Below are 15596 nucleotides of genomic sequence, written 5' to 3'. Positions count from 1 at the left end.
GGTACTGCCCAGGTGCTCGTAGATCGTAAATCAAAAATCGCAAATCAAAACTCATCGTCAATATCGACCGTCTGGCCATTGACCACCAACTCGCAACTGGGAAGCTGCCGTCTGAGCATGGAAAGTCTCTCCCGGATATCTTCGGGCTTATCTTCCGAAAACATCAGGGTTTTCAGCTGTGGCTGCCCAGTGAGCTGAAGCAATCCATCGATGGTGACTCCGGTGTAGCGTAAATGGAGAAACTCCAAGCCCTTGATTTGGTTGAGAAAGGGCACGCAGTCGTCGTCTAGGTTTTTGCAGCTTTTCGCCCGGATTTCCTTTACGTATTCCAAGCGGGGAAGCAGCGCAATGCTGTCGTTGCCGATCTCAGTTTCGTTGAGATCCAGCATGTCCACGCCTTTGACCTTTTCGATCAGATAGGCAAATGCATCGTCGCCAAAGTCCTCAAAAAGCCTAAAGTCCAAGTGATGGTAGTAGGGCTCCAGGCTTTCGCGCAGCTTGCCAAAGCGCAGCTGGAGCTTTTTGAGAAGTTTGGCTTGGGTGCGTTTTGCCATGGCTACGCTAAGATACGCCTCCTTTCGAAATCCAAAAGATGTCTCCTTTTTTGTAAAGAGGATTTAGCTTTCTGATTTCATACTTCTCACTTTCTCTCAAATCCCAACTTGTCCAGTCCCGCCTGGATCTCCGGAGCGCCCATGAAGAGTCTCCAGCCCAGTCCGGTTCGGTGGTTTTCGATCATGGCTACGATAGGTCCTTGGTCGATGGCCAGGTATCTTTTGGGGTAATAGTTTGCCTCGGGGCTCATCGCGTCATAGAAGCCATAGCGCCCAAAGACCTTCTCCCCGTAGTTGTAGTAGAGGTTTTTGAGGACTTTTAGGCTTTCCTCGGGCGTGTAGGGCATGGACGAAAGTGCGGCCGTGGGGGAGATGACCCCCAGGTCATCGCCAGGACGATGTGCCGAATATCCCTTTACCGAGTAGCTGGCGGTGAGACCCCAGAGGTCTTCTCCGTAGCCTTTGTGGCCATCTTTGTTTTCCACGCACCAGGCGCGGTTGATCAGTGTATGGTTGCGGTTTTCCTCCCAGTAGTCGGCGTATTTGTCCTTCAGTCCTTTTGGATTCAGTCCCAAATAGGAGTAGTGAGCCCAGAAGAGCGGTCCGCCCATGGCCTCGGAGCCATTGTGCTTCAGCTTGAGCTGATAGCCATAGGCTTCCACGTCGGTATTGATCCCGCCGCTCCTTGCCCAGCCTTTGTGGTAGACATCAGGGGATATGGTGTGGGTGGGGGAGGCGCCAGCCAGGATGTAGGTGATGAGGCATTCGTTGTATCCCTCCAGCGCAAAGTTCATCACCCATTCCTTGTCGGGTGACCAGTGCCAAAAGAGCACGTCCTTGCCACCTTGGGTGTACCAGTCCCATTCCATCTCTTTCCAGAGTTGGTCGATTTTGGCGGCAATGGCTTTTTCTTGGTCATTGCCATTTTTGTAGTATTCCCTCACGGCCAGCAGACCCTGCATCAGGAAGGCCGACTCCACCAGATCCCCGCCGTTGTCGTTGGGACTGAAGGCTTTGACCCGACCGGTCTGCCCATCCAGCCAATGCGGCCAAACGCCATGAAATCGGTCTGCCTTTTCCAGAAAGTCCACCATCTTTTGAAAGTGCGCCGCACCTTCCTCCTTGGTGATCCAGCCCCGCTCTATCCCAGCCAAAAGCCCAAAAATGCCGAAGCCGGTTCCTCCCGTGGTGACGATGTGCTGGTCGTCTTCCGGATAGTCCCCGTCGATATGGATGCGCTCCGGAGCCATGCCCGAGGTAGGCTCGGCACCTTGATAGAAGTAGCGGAAGGTGTAATACTCCACCATGTTGACCAGCTCCTCATCGGTAAAGTCCCGGGTGGAGGCTTGCGCCAAACCCAGGTCAGAGGATCCTCCGGTACCGTCTATGGCGACGATTTTATACTGTAGGTTGAGGTTTTTGCCCAGATCGTTCACAAAGTCCATGTAGATCGTATCGGCGACCGTACCGCGCTTCGCAAACTTGTTGTTGCCGGTGCTGACCCAGACCTCATAGGAATCTACGTCGGCCTGCTTGGGCCATTGCAGCTCCACATGGCGATCGTAGCCTTTGGCGATGACGGGACTGGAGGTCTGGGACTCTTTGGGGGCGCAGCTCCAAGCCAGAGAGAGGAGCGCGATGCCGAGACTGAGTGGGTTTTTCAGGTATGTCTTCATTGGTTTCTTTTTTCGGAGTCCGGTTAGCTTTGGGATTATTCCAGGTTCAGGGGGTAGTCTTTGGCTGTTTTTGATGTCAATTCGACGATTTGGCGTCTTTTTCTTTTCCGGGTCAGCGATGTTCTGTTAGTAGGAAAAACCGAGTTTGTCGAGCCCGGCCTTTACTTCTGTGTTTTTCATAAAGAGATTCCAAAGCAAAGCGCTTCGGTGGTTTTCGATCATGAGGATGATGGGGCCCTGATCGATGGCAAGGTAGGAATCCGCATACCAGCTTTCGGAGACGTTAAACGCGTCGTAAAAGCCGTAGTCGCCCCAAGTCCTGTCACCCAGAGCATAGTAGAAAAACCTCATGGCCTTCATGGATTCCTCCGGCGTGTAGGGGAAGGAGGAAAGCGCCGCCGTCGGCGTGACCACACCCAGGTCGTTGGTCGGGGAGTGGGCATTGTAGCCTTGGTGGTTGTCGCTGGCGGTGAAGCCCCAGTTGTCCTCCGAGTAGGCGACAAAGCTCTTCGGATTGGCGACCGCGTGGGCTTGGTTGATCAGGGAGTGCTGCACGTTTTGCTCCCAATAGTTGGCGTACTGGTCTCGGAGGTTCCTTGGATCGAGTCCGAGGAAGGAGTAGTGGGAGAAAAACAAAGGCCCTCCATAGTCCACGCCCAGGGGAAGGGCTTCGCCATAGAAGCTTTTTCCGTTTCGTATCGCGCCATTCCTCGCCCAGCCTTGGTCATAGGTGGACTTGGAGATCGGGTGGGTAGGAGAGCTGGCGGCCAAGACGTAGACAATAAGGGACTCGTTGTATCCGCTGACTGGCAGGTTCATCTCCCAGGCAAAGTCGGGCGACCAGTGCCAGTAGAGCACACCGCTGTTGTTTTTGGTGTACCAGTCCCACTCTACGCCGCGCCAGAGCGTGGTGATGCGATCGCTGAGGGATTTTTCCGCAGAAGCGGCCGGATCCAAATAGGCCTGGACGGTGAGAAGCCCCTGCATCAGAAGGGCAGTCTCCACGAGGTCACCGCCGTTGTCCTTGGCACTAAAGGGGATGGTTTTGCCAGTTTCGCCATTGAGCCAGTGGGGCCAGACGCCATGAAAGCGGTCTGCTTTTTCCAGAAACCCGATCACTTTTGTCCAGCGCTCTACCGCTTGGGTACGCGAAATAAACCCGCGCTCCACGCCCACGATCAGTGCCATGACCCCGAAGCCGCTGCCGCCGGAGGTGACGGTGTTTCCCGAAGTGTTTCGCTCTCGGGCCATGCCGCTGGCAGGATGGGCAAAGTCCCAAAAATAGCGGAAAGTATGCTCCTGTACTTTGGTGAGGAGTGCTTCGTCCGAGATTGCAGGGAACTTCGGGTTGGGGTCTATTGAGGTGTAAAAGTCCTTTTGCCAGCCGGAGAAAGTCTCTCCATTGGCTCCCGAGACTGTGGAGGAAAGGGAAAGACGATACTTCGACAGGTAGCTCAGCGGTGCGGAGGAGCGGATTTGTAGGGTTTTTTGGTCACTAGACAGATCCACAGCGAGGCTGGGACTACTTGGCCCGGTGAGTTGGACGCCCGACTGCAGGGAGCCTGGATCCAGGGGGAAGTTAAACTTGATCTCGGCCGAGAAGGCTAGGGTGACATTTTGTATGGTGCCGTTGGGGAGGGCTTCTTCTCCCGCAAAGCTTGCGGACTCGATGGCCAGGGATCCGCTTTGTGTCTTGAAGGAGAGCGTCTGTCCTGGGAAGGAAGTGCCGGAGGCGGATCTCAGCGACCCCAAAATCTCCAGTTGGTGGACTTGTCCGCTTTGGAGCCCGCCAAGGGCTTGGATGGTCACGGTGTTGCCGCTGGGCAAGTTGATGTTGGTTGGGAGCGTTTGGCTGCCTGCTCTGAGGATGAAGGAACTCGCCGCGGTACCGGCGTCCAGGTTTTCGGAAAACTTCAGGCTGATGCCGCGGTCGAGGGGAATGTTTTCGACGATGCTTCCGTCCAGCGGGATTGGCGTGGTGCCGGCGGAGGCTTCGAGGAGGAGAAGGTCTGGATTTTCGTCCTCCCTGCATGCGCCCAGGAAAAGCAAAAATGCCAGTAGAAAAAGTGTAGGTTTCATTGGGTAAAAGGTAAAGCAGCCGAAGCTGCCGCCGTGGTCTCTCCGCTTTGGGAAAGCCACACCGGCAACTCCGGCTGTGGAGATGATTAAGGCTTTTCTTCGTCGATGATGCTCTGAATCTCGGCTTGGGTCAGCGCTTTGTTGAAGATTCTCAGCTCATCCATGTAGCTCAGGTCAGAGAGGTGGTTCCATCCGGAGAACCGGGGAGCCCCTGACATGACGGAGAGGATGTCGCAGCCGGTCCAGCTTACGCCGGTGAAGGTGCCCTGTTTGGCGACTTTGCCGTCGATGTAGACCACCGCCTCTTTGGAGGAGATGGTGAAGGCAATGTGCACCCAGCCTTTGTTGGTGGATGGGTTGATCGCAGCCGCGTCGCCTCCGTCAAACCAGGAGTCTGCCGTACCGTTTCCTACGTTCAGCTTGATGACCTGTCTGGTCGCAGAGCCTTCGCGAAACAGTCTGAACCCGGAAGTACGGTTGTTTGGAGCCGAGGGATTGGCCGTGTCTGGCGGGCCCACTACCAGGATGCCTGCCCGGTCTGGAGTCGCATTGATTTTGTACCAAAACACCGCGCTGAATTCGTTGCTGAGCAGTCCCGCGGTCGGGAAGGTCAGGTAGGCTCCCGTAGAGCCGGAGTAGGCGTTGGTGCCAGCTACCCGGTCTTGGGTGAATCCCGGCGCTCCCGTCACGGTCGCTTCCGTCAGGGTGATGAGCTCCAGGTTTTCCCCGTCAAAGGGCGAATAGAAGACCTCGCCCTCGTACTTGGGCTGGTAGGGCTCCGCTTTTTCAAAGTTGACCGTCTCCTCGGTAGTCTTGCCGGCGAGGTCGGTAGCGATCACCTTCAGGATATGCTCCCCGTTGTCGAGCTGGTCGTAGGGAAGGGTGACCACCGCGCGGCGGTAGTCTTTGAACTCCGCGTAGGAGCCGATCTCGGCACCGTCCATCTGAACCTTGATGGCTCCGATCTCGATGTCGTCCCTTACTTCAAACTTGATGTCTATGGAGGTCACGTCCTCGGTGACCCGGATCATCGTGCCCTCTGAGGGAAAACTGACGGTCACCTCGGGAGAGGCTGAGTCAGCTCCGGGGGCCACGGGAGTGATTTCGTCAATATAGCTATCCTTGCAGGCAAAGCTCAAGGCTGCCAGGCCCGCAAGAAGGAAATGTGAATTGCGTTTCATCTGTTTGTTTGTTTTAGAGGCCAGATGGAATCCCGCAGGGCTGACAAGCATCGAAGTGACCGTTGTTTTTGTCCCTGCTGGATTTCATCGCTTTTGGGTTTGACTGTTAGTGAAAAATCAAGGCTTGGAGGCGTCTTTCAGCTGAGGCAGAATATCCTGCTGCTCCAGCGGATAAGGCAGGAAGCGGTCAGCGTCGGTGTAGGTACGGCCTCCGTAGCTGAGGGGAGCGGTTTTCCCATGTCTTACCAAGTCAAAGAAGCGGATTCCCCACTCGGTGGCAAACTCGGCCAGTTTTTCATCCAAAACCTGATCCAAGGTCACGGAGGAAAGCGGGGCCATGCCTACGCGGGCTCTTACGGCATTCACCGCGTCGGAGGCGCTCATCACGGAGCTGGTCGCTCCGCTGGTCAGTGCCTCGGCGTGCATCAGCAGCACCTCGGAATAGCGGATCACGGAGAAGTTTTTGTTTTCCCCATAGGTAAACCGTCCCGCGGTCAGCTGCTTGGATGGCAGGTAATGCTTGCCACTGAGAAACTTGTATCTCGGGTGGTTGTTGAAGACGTCGCCATCTTTGGTCACGTTGCTCACCCAAGAAGGCAGGGTGGCGTAGGCAGGATCGGACTTGACCTGGGCGATGCCATCGGGAGTGAAGAGCACGGTGGCCTCAAGACGCTCGCGTTCGCCTCTGCCGAGCATGAACTTCACGTACTCGATGGAAGGCTCCCAGAATCCCCAGCCTCCTCCGGCTCCGGACACGGAAGGTGTCCAGCTGGCGGGGCCAAAGAAATCCCACAGGTAACGGTTCACGGTACCGGTAGCGGTGCCGTAGTCGGAGTATTGGAGCTCCATCAGACTTTCGCTGCTGAGCTTGCCGGGGATTTTGAACAGCTGGTAGTAGTCGTCCATCAGGGCAAATCCTCCCTGGGCGATGATCTCACCGGTCGCGTCTGCGGCAGCCTGGTAGTTGTGCATCTCCAGGTTGGCCATGGCTTTCACAGCCAAAGCGGTGTATCTGGTGATGCCGCCAGGCACGTCAGTGCGCTGGTTTGGTCGTACGGCGGCGAGGTTGGGGATCGCCTCGTCCATCTGGGCGGAGATGTGCTCCATCACCTCATCAAAGGTGGACAGCTCGACATTGTACAGGTCGCTGGGCTGGGAGCTTCGTGGGATGAGGATGTCACTCCAGAGCCTAGCCAGCTGCAGGAGCTCAAAGGATCTCATCACTTTCATCTCTGCGATGTACTGGTTGGTCAGCGCGGCACTGGCCCCAGCTTCCTGGTACTTCGTGAGTTCCTCCATGGCACCATGCCAGTAGATGATGTCAGAGTAGAGGTTGAGCCAGGTGGAATTGTACAGCCAGAAGTTGCGGTCGTAGTCGTAGAGGTCGGTGCGGATCAGCGGTTGCTGGTCACCTGCGGGATTCACGTCATCGCCGCGTAGGGCGATGGTGGGGAAGCTTTCCCACTGCAGCTCGTTGAGCTGGGCGTAGGCGCCATAGACCAACAGCATCATGTTTTCGGTCTGGGTATAGTCGGTCGCTTCTACCTTTTGGACGTTTTCCAAGGGGACGTCCAAGGAACAGGCCGTAGGCAAGACCAAAGCCGAAGACAGCGCCAGTATCGATAGTTTATTGAATAATCTCATGAGTTCTCGGTTGTTTTGGGATTAAAACTTGACATTCAGTCCTAGGGTGTACACCGCAGGGATGGGATAGGTCTGACGGTCGATGCCGTTGGCCACTTCCGGATTGAAGCCGTTGTAGCTGAAAACGGTCAGCGGACGCTCGGCTGTGAAGGTCAGTCGCATGGGGACTTTTCCTTGGGCGACCTGTCGGAAGGTGTAGGCCATCTGCACGTTTTGGATGCGGAAGTAGGATCCGTCCTCGACAAAGTAGGTGCTGAAGTTTTGGTTCCAGCCTTTTCTGAGTCCGGCCGCTGAAGGGTACTTGTTTGAAGTGCCTTCTCCTCTCCAGAGGTTGGTGGCCAGGTCCGCATCGATGTTGGTGTCGTTGGTGAAGATGATCTCACCGCGCTTTCTGTTGAGGATCTTGTGGCCAGACTGTCCCTGGATCAGGGTGGAAAACTCCAGGTCTTTCCAGGAGAAGCCGAGGTTGGCACCGTAGGTCAGCTTGGGAAGGAAAGATCCCAACACCACCCGGTCCTGGTCGTTGATCACGCCGTCGCCGTTTTGGTCTTTGAAGATCAGGTCACCCGGCACCAGGTTGCGCTCCTGGATGAATGCCTGCGTATAGCCGCTGTTTTCGATCTGGGACTCGTTTTGGAAGACCCCGATCGCCTCGTATCCGAAGAAGGCCTGATAGGGCTCTCCCACGATGGATCGCTGTCTGAACTCCGCCGAACCGCCGTCCAAGCTGGTGGGCCCGCCGAGGCTCTGCACGGTGTTTTTCAGCGTGGCGACGTTTCCTCCGATGAAGTAGGAGAAGTCGTCGTTGATGTCATCCGCCCAAGTGACGTTCAGTTCGAAACCTTGGTTTCTGATTTCGCCCACACTGCGTCTCTCCGTAGAGCGGAAGACTGGAGGAATGATGCTCACCGCCAGGTTTTTGGTGTCGCGGATGAAGTAGTCCGCGTCGATGGACAGCCTGTTTTCGAGGAGTTTGGCATTGAGGCCAAAGTTCTTTTCCACGGTAGTCTCCCAGCGGTCGATCAGGTCGAAGGTTGGGTTGAGTCGGCGACCGATGTAGCGCACGTCACCCAGGGCGGTGCTGGTCTCCTGGAGGGTAGGGGCACCGATGGAAGGACGGATGCCGTCGTTTCCAAGCTGTCCCCATGAGGCTCTCAGCTTCAGGAAGTTGATCGCGTCCACGCCAAAGAAGTCCTCTTCGGTGATGACCCAGCCGGCGCCGATGGTGAAGAAGTCACCCCATTTCTGCTGAAACTTGTTGTTGCCGTCACGACGGTAGGTACCGTAGAGCAGGTATCGCTCGTCGTAGTTGTAGGCTACCCGTCCAAAGAAGGAGAGGTATTTCAGGTTGGAATTGATCGTGTTGCCGTTGGCGTCACCGATACCGTTCAGGTCAAAGTTGCTCGCATTGGACAGGTACCAAAATTCCTCGTTCTCCCAGGTAGGATTGGGGCTGAGCCCGGTGCCTCTTGCAAAAAGCACTTCGGCATACTCGGTTCGGAAGGACTGTCCTGCGGTCACCGTCAGCATGTGGTTACCCCAAATGTTGTTGTAGGTGAAGTAGTTGTCGATGATCTGGTTGAAACCGGCCTCGTTTTGGCGTCTCAGCGCAGACTGGGACTCGGTCACGCCGTCGTTGTAGGCAAAGTTGACGTTGCGGGAGTTGACCAAAGCCAGGCTGTAGTTGTAGGAAGTACGGAAGTCTAGGCGGTCTGGGATCAGGTTCAGATCCGCGTAGAAGTTGCCGGTCACCTTGGCAATGTTGTTTCGGTTGTCGGTGTAGAGCAGGGGATAGAAGGGGTTTTGGCTTCCTCTATATCCCACCTGCTGCGCGTTGGACAGGTTGTAGGGGTTTGCTGCCGTATTGAGGTCGTCGTAGACCGGGATGGTTGGCACTGCGAAATAAGCCCTAAACCAGGCTGCATCCTCGCCCACATATTGTCTTGCCACCGCAAAGTTGAAGTTTCCTCCCACGGTCAGCCACTCTTTGACGTCCGTGTCAATTTTTGCACGGAGGTTGATTCGCTTGTATTCGTTGCGGATCTCGTTTTGGAGACCATCTTGGGAAAAATAGCTTCCTCCGATGGAATAGCGGGTTTTTGCCGAGCCGCCGTTGAAGGTCAAGCTGTGGTTTTGGATGGAAGCCGGGCTCATGATCTCCGAGTACCAGTCGGTATTCACGTCTGGCAGGCTGGGGTCGATGCGGCTTCTTCCGTAGCGTTGGATGGCATTTTCAAGGAATGCGATGTCAGGCGCCGAGCCAGTCTCGCGGATATACTGCGCAAACTGCTGGGTATTGGCCATTTTCAGCACGTTTTGCGGTACCTGCACACCAAAGTAGCCGTCGTACACGATCTCCGGAGCCTGCTCGTAGGAGCCGGATTTGGTCGTGACGAGGATGACGCCATTGGAAGCGCGCACGCCATAGATGGCGGAGGCGGAGGCGTCTTTCAGCACGGAGATGTTTTCGATGTCGTTGGGGTTGAGGAAGTCGATGTTGTCAAAAAACATCCCGTCCACTACGTAGAGCGGGGCGGCGTTGCCCTCAAAAGATCCGACACCACGGACGCGGACAGTCGGAGAGGCTCCAGGCGCGCCGTTGCTCACGATCTGTACCCCGGCCACTCGGCCTTGCAGGGATTGCATGGCGTTGGGAGCCGGCGTCTTGACGATGTCTTCCGTCTTCAGCGTGGTGATGGAGGAGGTCAGGTCTTTCTCCTTTTGCGTACCGTACCCGATCACCAGTACCTCGTCCAGCGCTCCAATGGCTTCCTTGAGGGTCAGGTTGATGGTGGTTTGGTTGCCTACGAGGATTTCCTGCGATTCGAATCCGACGAAGGAGAATACCAAGGTAGCCTGCGTCGAGCTGACGTTGATGGCGTAGTTACCGTCCACATCGGTGACGGTGCCGGTGTTGGTTCCTTTTTCAAGGACTGTGACTCCTGGTAGGCCAAAGCCCGTAGCGTCCAGGACTTTTCCGCTGACTTGCACGGATTGGGCAAATGCCGTAAGTGAAACGGTCCAAAACAGCAGGGCCGTCATCATGGATAGTCTAGCCAGAGAGCTGATCTCCGACTTCCATGCCTCCTTACTCAAGGGTAAAGGCATCTTCATACGAAAGGGATTTTGGGTTATGACTAAAAGAGATTTGTGGTAGTTGCCGGCGTTTCCGGAAACGATTGCTGAAATCTAGGAAAGAGCCGATGCTCCGATGTTTTGGCGATGCCCTTTCCGTGATAAATTTTTTGATTTCGTTGCGTTTTAGGTGTTGAAATTTCCCCGTTCATTTTCGTTGAAAATGGCCTTTTGTCGAAATAGAAGGGGATCGGGGAGGCTTTTGTCCCGCATGGATACTAAGTGGGGAAAAAGCCTTTGAAACAGCCCGGTTTTGCCTCTTTTTGGAGAAAATCCGGAGCCAGCCTAGGTGCTCGAAAAATCCTGAAGTGCGAGCAGATCGTCCCAATTGGGCTGGGTGATTTCCACCTCCTCCAGGCTCTTTGCCACCTTCTTTCGAAATGCCCACACCGTATTTTTTCTCAGGTCAAGCAGCTCGGCAAGCTGGTCGAGCGTCTGCTTCTCATGCTTGGTGATGGAATTGTAGGCGAGGTAGAAGGCCTTTTCCAAAGGAAACCTGACTCCGTGGAAGATCGTCCCGGCGGTGACCGAGTCGATGTGGCCGCAGCGACTGCAGCGTCTGGTGAAGACTTTGGGTCCTTTGGAGCTTTTGGTATTGGCGCACTGGCGGCACTCGAAGCCACGGCCCCACTTGGCCTCCTCGAGGTAGCGCAGGCAGGCCGACTGGTCGGGGAAGATCTTTCTAAACTCCTCGAAGGTCAGCAGCTTGTTGCTGAGCCGGGCCTGGAAGGATTCACGGATGCTGCTTTTCAGCTTGTAGTTGTCGCGGTCGAGCAGGGAGTTGATCCGCTTGATCTCCTCGTCTTTTTCACTCACCTGACGGGCAAACTCCTCCAGCAGGCGGTTTTTCTGTTCGAGCTCGCTGGTACGCTCACGGACTTTTTGCTCCAGCTCCCGGTTGACTTTTTCCTTCAGTTCGGCGTTGGTTTCGATCTGTCGGATCGTGCGGCGAAGAGCCCTGTCCCGGTTGTCCTTGAGGATTCTCACCCGATCGGCCAGCGCAAAAGTCAGAAGCAGCATCTCTAGGAGAAAGGCAATGTGAAGGCTATAATATAGCAGGGTCTGGTGAGGGATGATGGCCGCGTTGACCAGGGCCTTTATCGTCACGCCCAAGAAGAGCACCCCATAGGCTATCACAAAGAAACGGGCGACTTGGTAGCCCTTGCTCCAGATGTGGATGCTGGCGGCAAAGATGAAAAAGAAGGGAATCACGTCGTAAAACCTGATTTCGAAGAGCTTTTGATCGACCAGAAAACCTCCCAAAAACAGTGCGGTCTTCAAGACCAGTATCACCTGCAGGATCACGTGGATGGTGTAAGAGCGGTTTTTGGTGTTGAGAAACTTGATGGAAAAGAGAATCGCCCAAAGGACAATCGAATAGCTGAACAGCCCGTTGGCAACCTGATTGAGTCCGGGGCTCTGCGGCCAGAGGTATTGGAAGGCGATGCCGTCCACGCACATCGCGTAGATGCCGACGCTGGCCAGATAGAAGGTGTAAAAGAGGTATTTGACCTCGCGGATGGCGGAATAGATCAGGAGGTTGTACAGCCCGATGATTACGATCATGCCGTAGAAAATCCCATAGGCGAAGTATTCGCTCAGCGCGTAGTACACAAAGCGGTTGACGGAGCGGACGGCGATCCGGATGTCTGCCTTCTGGGAGGAGCGGATCTTGAAGTAGTAGTTGGAGATGCCTTCGGTTTCGTTGGCGATGACCAGTTCAAAGTTTTTGTGCTTGAAGGAGCGCACGTCAAAGGGCAGTGCGTCTCCCAGCAGGACGGTGCGGTAGCCTCCCGCCCGCTCGGGCAGGTAGGCGGTGAGCAGGTCTATGCTTTGGTCGTAAAACTCAATCAGCCATTTTTTCGAGCTGTTGGGGTCGTTTTCTATGGACAGCTTGACCCAGTAGGTATGGTTGATGTCAAAGTTGCTTTTGTCAAAGTCGGGCCGGATGCGAAACTGATCCTGGAAGCGGTCTTGGATGATGTCCTCGAAGTCCAGCAGGTTGCTCGTGTCTTCGTAGAACTCAAGTTGGTCGATGGCGAAAATCCTTTCCTCCAGATCATCCTCGATGCGAAAAGTGGAGGAACCCGAAATCCGCTGGGCCAAGGACAGCGAAGAGGCGGAAAAAAACAGAATGAGGCCAATGGCTAAACATTTCCAGCTCATTGTTACTTGGGTTTGTCGGTTTAGTGTGGCTAAGATACGAAGGATCGAGTATCTGGTAGCAAGGGTCGAGTATCTGGTAGCAAGTATCTAGTATCAAGTATTTAGTACCAAGTACCATGTACAACTTCCTACCGCTTACTACTCACCTCTTACTACTCACTACTCACCGCCCGCCACTTTCGCCCACTGGCGGACGAAACTGTCCGCATGAAAAAGAGCGATAGCCTGTTTCTTTAGCCTCAAGGGCCTTTTTGGACTGGCATGGATTTGAGAGAGAAGAGGGATTAGTGGAAAGTGTCAAGTATCAAGTAGCTAGACTATGGAAACCAGCATTTTCGAGAGCGAAAAAATTGTCAACGCTGAAAGCCAAGGATTAGACCAGAAGGGAGGTGCCTCAAAGCTTTCCCAAGCTAACAGCTTGCCATTGAAGATCAGTGCGTAACCTCCGGCTTTGCGGTACTTGTTGCCCGGATTGTCAAAGAACCGCAGTTCACTTTTAACGACTTACTACTCACAGCTTACCAGTAATTCAGTCTTAGACTCCAAAACCTCCAACTTCCAAACCTCCAACTCCCCAACTATCCAATGCTCAAAAACTACTTTAAAATCGCCTGGAGAGGCCTAGCCCGAAGCAAGTCGGTAGGCATCATCAACATTTTTGGACTCACGGTAGGCATCACCGCCGCCTTGTTGCTTTTCGTGATCGTCGCCTACGAGCTGGGCTACGACAAGTTTCAGCCCAACTACGACCACGTGTACCGCATCTATACCCAAGACAAGATCGAGGATGGTGTCGAGTCCACTCCCGGCGTGGCCAATCCCTTTCCCGACGCGCTCATGGCCGACAAGCTGGCTTTTGACAAAGTCGTACCCGTGATCGTCAACACGGAGGTGCAGCTCAATGTGCGCACTGATGGGCAGGGCGAAAATTTGGAGAAGTTCAAAACAGAGTTTCTCTTTTATTCGACCTCGGAGTATGTGGATCTTTTTGGGCTGGAGTTTTTGGCTGGGGCTGCGTCCGTTTTGGATGAGCCGGGGAAAATGGTGCTGAGCAGGGCGGAGGCTGAGCGGTTTTATGGCAGCTGGGAAAATGCCATGGGGAAAAGCCTCGAACTGACCAACGGCGTGGAGCTGGAAGTGGGAGCGGTGGTGGAGAATACCCCAGAGAACAGCAATTTCCACTTTGACGCCATGATGGCCTATGAGACGGTGCGCGCGCATCCGATAGAGTTTGACTTTGACCTGGGGCAGTGGGGAAGTACCAGCAGCAATTTTCAGGTGTATGTCCTGACCAATCCAGCCACGGACATGGTCGCCGCGCAGGCGCAGCTGGATGCCTTTTCGAAGAAACACTTCGAAGGGAGGGGCAACAGCATCAAAAGCCATCACCTGCAGCCCCTCGCCGATATCCACTTCAATTCTGACCTGGAGCCCCTGAGCGGACGGCTGGTGCGCAAGTCCACCATCCAAACCTTGGTGCTGGTAGGTATATTTATCCTGGTGATGGCCTCGATCAACTTTGTAAACCTCACCACCTCGCAGGCCATCGGCAAGAGCAAGGAGATCGGTGTGCGAAAGGTCATGGGCAGCTCCAAGTCGCAGATCGCCTTGCAGTCTCTGGGCGAAACTTTTCTTTCGGTGTTGATTTCCTCGGTTTTGGCACTGATTGCGGCCCACCTGCTATTGCCCTATCTGGACAAAATCGCCGACGTACCGGCTGACGTGAGCTTTTTCCAGCCGGTGATTTTGGCCTTCATGCTGGTCTTGATGCTCGGGCTGACGCTGCTGTCGGGGTTTTATCCCGCCTTGGTGATTTCCCGATTCCGACCCATACAGGCGCTGAAAAACAAGTTTCAGGGAGCGGAGATCGGGGGCGTTCCCATTCGGAGAGGTTTGGTCGTGATGCAATTTGCGATCGCACAGATCCTGATGATCGGCACGCTGATCGCCGTCCGCCAAATGGAGCTGGTGCAGGACACGGATTTGGGATTCAACAAGGAGGCGATCTACTACTTTGACGTGCCCTCCGACACCCGGGAGACCAACCGTATGGAGACGCTGAAGCAGGAACTGCTGCGCATCCCCGGGGTAATCGCCGCGACCAAGGAATCCGACATTCCCTCCTCGGACAACAACTCGGCGACGAATTTTTACTTCGACCAAAAAACCGAAGACGTACCCTTTCCGGCTTTTCTGAAGATAGCGGACGAAGACTATTTCGACCTCTACGAGATGGAGTTTGTCGCCGGGGCTGGCTATCCGGCCAGCGACACGCTGCGATCTGTGGTGATCAACGAAACCATGGCCAAGAAACTTTTGATTTCAAACCCAGAGGAGGCGGTAGGCAAGCTGATCCGAGTCGGAGGGAGGGGGAAATGGGTGCCGATCAGCGGCGTGGTGAAGGACTTTGCCGTGAACTCCCTGCGTGAGGAGATGAAGCAATTGCTGATCTTCAGCACCAAACCCATCTTCCGGCAGGTAGCCGTGAAGCTGGATCGTTCGGCAGACCGGGCGACGCTTACAGCGATACAAGAAACCTTCGAAGCGCAATATCCCGAGCAGATTTTTGCGGGACAGTTTGTGGACGAGACCATCGCGGAGTTTTATGAGTCGGAGCAAAAGTTGGCTCTGGTCTACAAGATATTTGCAGGGCTGGCGATCTTGATTTCCTGTATTGGGCTATATGGGCTGGTGTCCTTTATGATCGGCCAGAAGGTGAAGGAAATCGGGATACGCAAAGTGCTCGGCGCTTCCATTCCCCAGATTGCGTTTATGCTTTCCAGAGAGTTTTTGGTGATGGTATTGCTGGCCTTTGGGCTGGCGATTCCCCTGGCCTATTTCATGATGAAGGAGTGGCTGGCGACTTTTGCCTACCAAACGCGAATATCCATAGGGCTTTTTGTACTGGTTATGCTCGCCTCGCTCCTCATTACCCTGCTGACCGTCGGCTCCAAGGCCGTGAGAGCGGCGCTCGCCAATCCGGTGGACAGTCTGAAGGATGAATAGCAGGATCAAGACGGGAGTATCAAGACAAGAGTGACAATGCCTAAATAAAGTTGTCACATTTGTTGGTTGTCCCAACAATCAGACAAGATGAAAAACGGACTTAAGATTAGGCAAAGGAGAACGTTCAGTGAAGCATTACGGAAGCAAATAGTGGG

Annotated in this window: 8 protein-coding genes; 1 reads left to right on the top strand and 7 read right to left on the bottom strand. The window is 54.7% G+C overall.

Features of this window, described 5'->3' with window-relative positions; genetic code table 11:
* Positions 1–44: 44 nt before the first annotated feature.
* The 7 genes from J0A68_RS22250 to J0A68_RS22220 form a co-directional block, all read right to left on the bottom strand.
* Positions 45–554 carry a hypothetical protein gene (locus J0A68_RS22250; RefSeq protein ID WP_206580468.1) on the bottom strand — a complete coding sequence of 170 codons (510 nt, stop codon included), beginning with the start codon at positions 552–554 and terminating at the stop codon, positions 45–47.
* Positions 555–640: 86 nt separating this feature from the next.
* A complete protein-coding gene (locus tag J0A68_RS22245) occupies positions 641–2230 on the bottom strand; it encodes a glucoamylase family protein (RefSeq protein ID WP_206580467.1) in 1590 nt (529 codons plus the stop codon).
* Positions 2231–2356: 126 nt separating this feature from the next.
* On the bottom strand, positions 2357–4309 hold the full coding sequence (locus J0A68_RS22240) for a glucoamylase family protein (RefSeq protein ID WP_206580466.1): 1953 nt from the start codon (positions 4307–4309) through the stop codon (positions 2357–2359).
* 86 nt (positions 4310–4395) lie between these two features.
* Positions 4396–5490: a LamG domain-containing protein gene (locus J0A68_RS22235; protein WP_206580465.1), complete on the bottom strand. Its 1095-nt coding sequence runs from the start codon at positions 5488–5490 to the stop codon at positions 4396–4398.
* Positions 5491–5607: 117 nt separating this feature from the next.
* Complete coding sequence (locus J0A68_RS22230) at positions 5608–7134, bottom strand: RagB/SusD family nutrient uptake outer membrane protein (protein ID WP_206580464.1); 1527 nt, start codon at positions 7132–7134, stop codon at positions 5608–5610.
* A 21-nt stretch (positions 7135–7155) separates the two neighbouring features.
* The gene (locus J0A68_RS22225; RefSeq protein ID WP_206580463.1) at positions 7156–10248 is read right to left on the bottom strand and encodes a SusC/RagA family TonB-linked outer membrane protein; all 3093 of its coding nucleotides are present in this window, start codon (positions 10246–10248) and stop codon (positions 7156–7158) included.
* A gap of 306 nt (positions 10249–10554) precedes the next feature.
* Complete coding sequence (locus J0A68_RS22220; protein ID WP_206580462.1) at positions 10555–12435, bottom strand: 7TM diverse intracellular signaling domain-containing protein; 1881 nt, start codon at positions 12433–12435, stop codon at positions 10555–10557.
* A gap of 585 nt (positions 12436–13020) precedes the next feature.
* On the opposite strand from J0A68_RS22220, the gene J0A68_RS22215 reads away from it, so the two are divergent.
* Entirely contained in the window at positions 13021–15441 is a 2421-nt protein-coding gene (locus tag J0A68_RS22215) for an ABC transporter permease (RefSeq protein WP_206580461.1), read from the top strand.
* The last annotated feature ends 155 nt before the right edge of the window (positions 15442–15596 follow it).

The sequence above is a fragment of the Algoriphagus oliviformis genome (assembly GCF_017254915.1).
In the GTDB taxonomy this organism is placed as follows: domain Bacteria; phylum Bacteroidota; class Bacteroidia; order Cytophagales; family Cyclobacteriaceae; genus Algoriphagus; species Algoriphagus oliviformis.
Note: the sequence above shows the minus strand (reverse complement) of the source record. Positions and strands in the feature narration are given on the sequence as shown.

Coding starts and splice junctions, on each gene's coding strand:
- J0A68_RS22250 (WP_206580468.1), bottom strand. CDS start 554: ATGGCAAAACGCACCCAAGCCAAACTTCTCAAAAAGCTCCAGCTGCGC.
- J0A68_RS22245 (WP_206580467.1), bottom strand. CDS start 2,230: ATGAAGACATACCTGAAAAACCCACTCAGTCTCGGCATCGCGCTCCTC.
- J0A68_RS22240 (WP_206580466.1), bottom strand. CDS start 4,309: ATGAAACCTACACTTTTTCTACTGGCATTTTTGCTTTTCCTGGGCGCA.
- J0A68_RS22235 (WP_206580465.1), bottom strand. CDS start 5,490: ATGAAACGCAATTCACATTTCCTTCTTGCGGGCCTGGCAGCCTTGAGC.
- J0A68_RS22230 (WP_206580464.1), bottom strand. CDS start 7,134: ATGAGATTATTCAATAAACTATCGATACTGGCGCTGTCTTCGGCTTTG.
- J0A68_RS22225 (WP_206580463.1), bottom strand. CDS start 10,248: ATGAAGATGCCTTTACCCTTGAGTAAGGAGGCATGGAAGTCGGAGATC.
- J0A68_RS22220 (WP_206580462.1), bottom strand. CDS start 12,435: ATGAGCTGGAAATGTTTAGCCATTGGCCTCATTCTGTTTTTTTCCGCC.
- J0A68_RS22215 (WP_206580461.1), top strand. CDS start 13,021: ATGCTCAAAAACTACTTTAAAATCGCCTGGAGAGGCCTAGCCCGAAGC.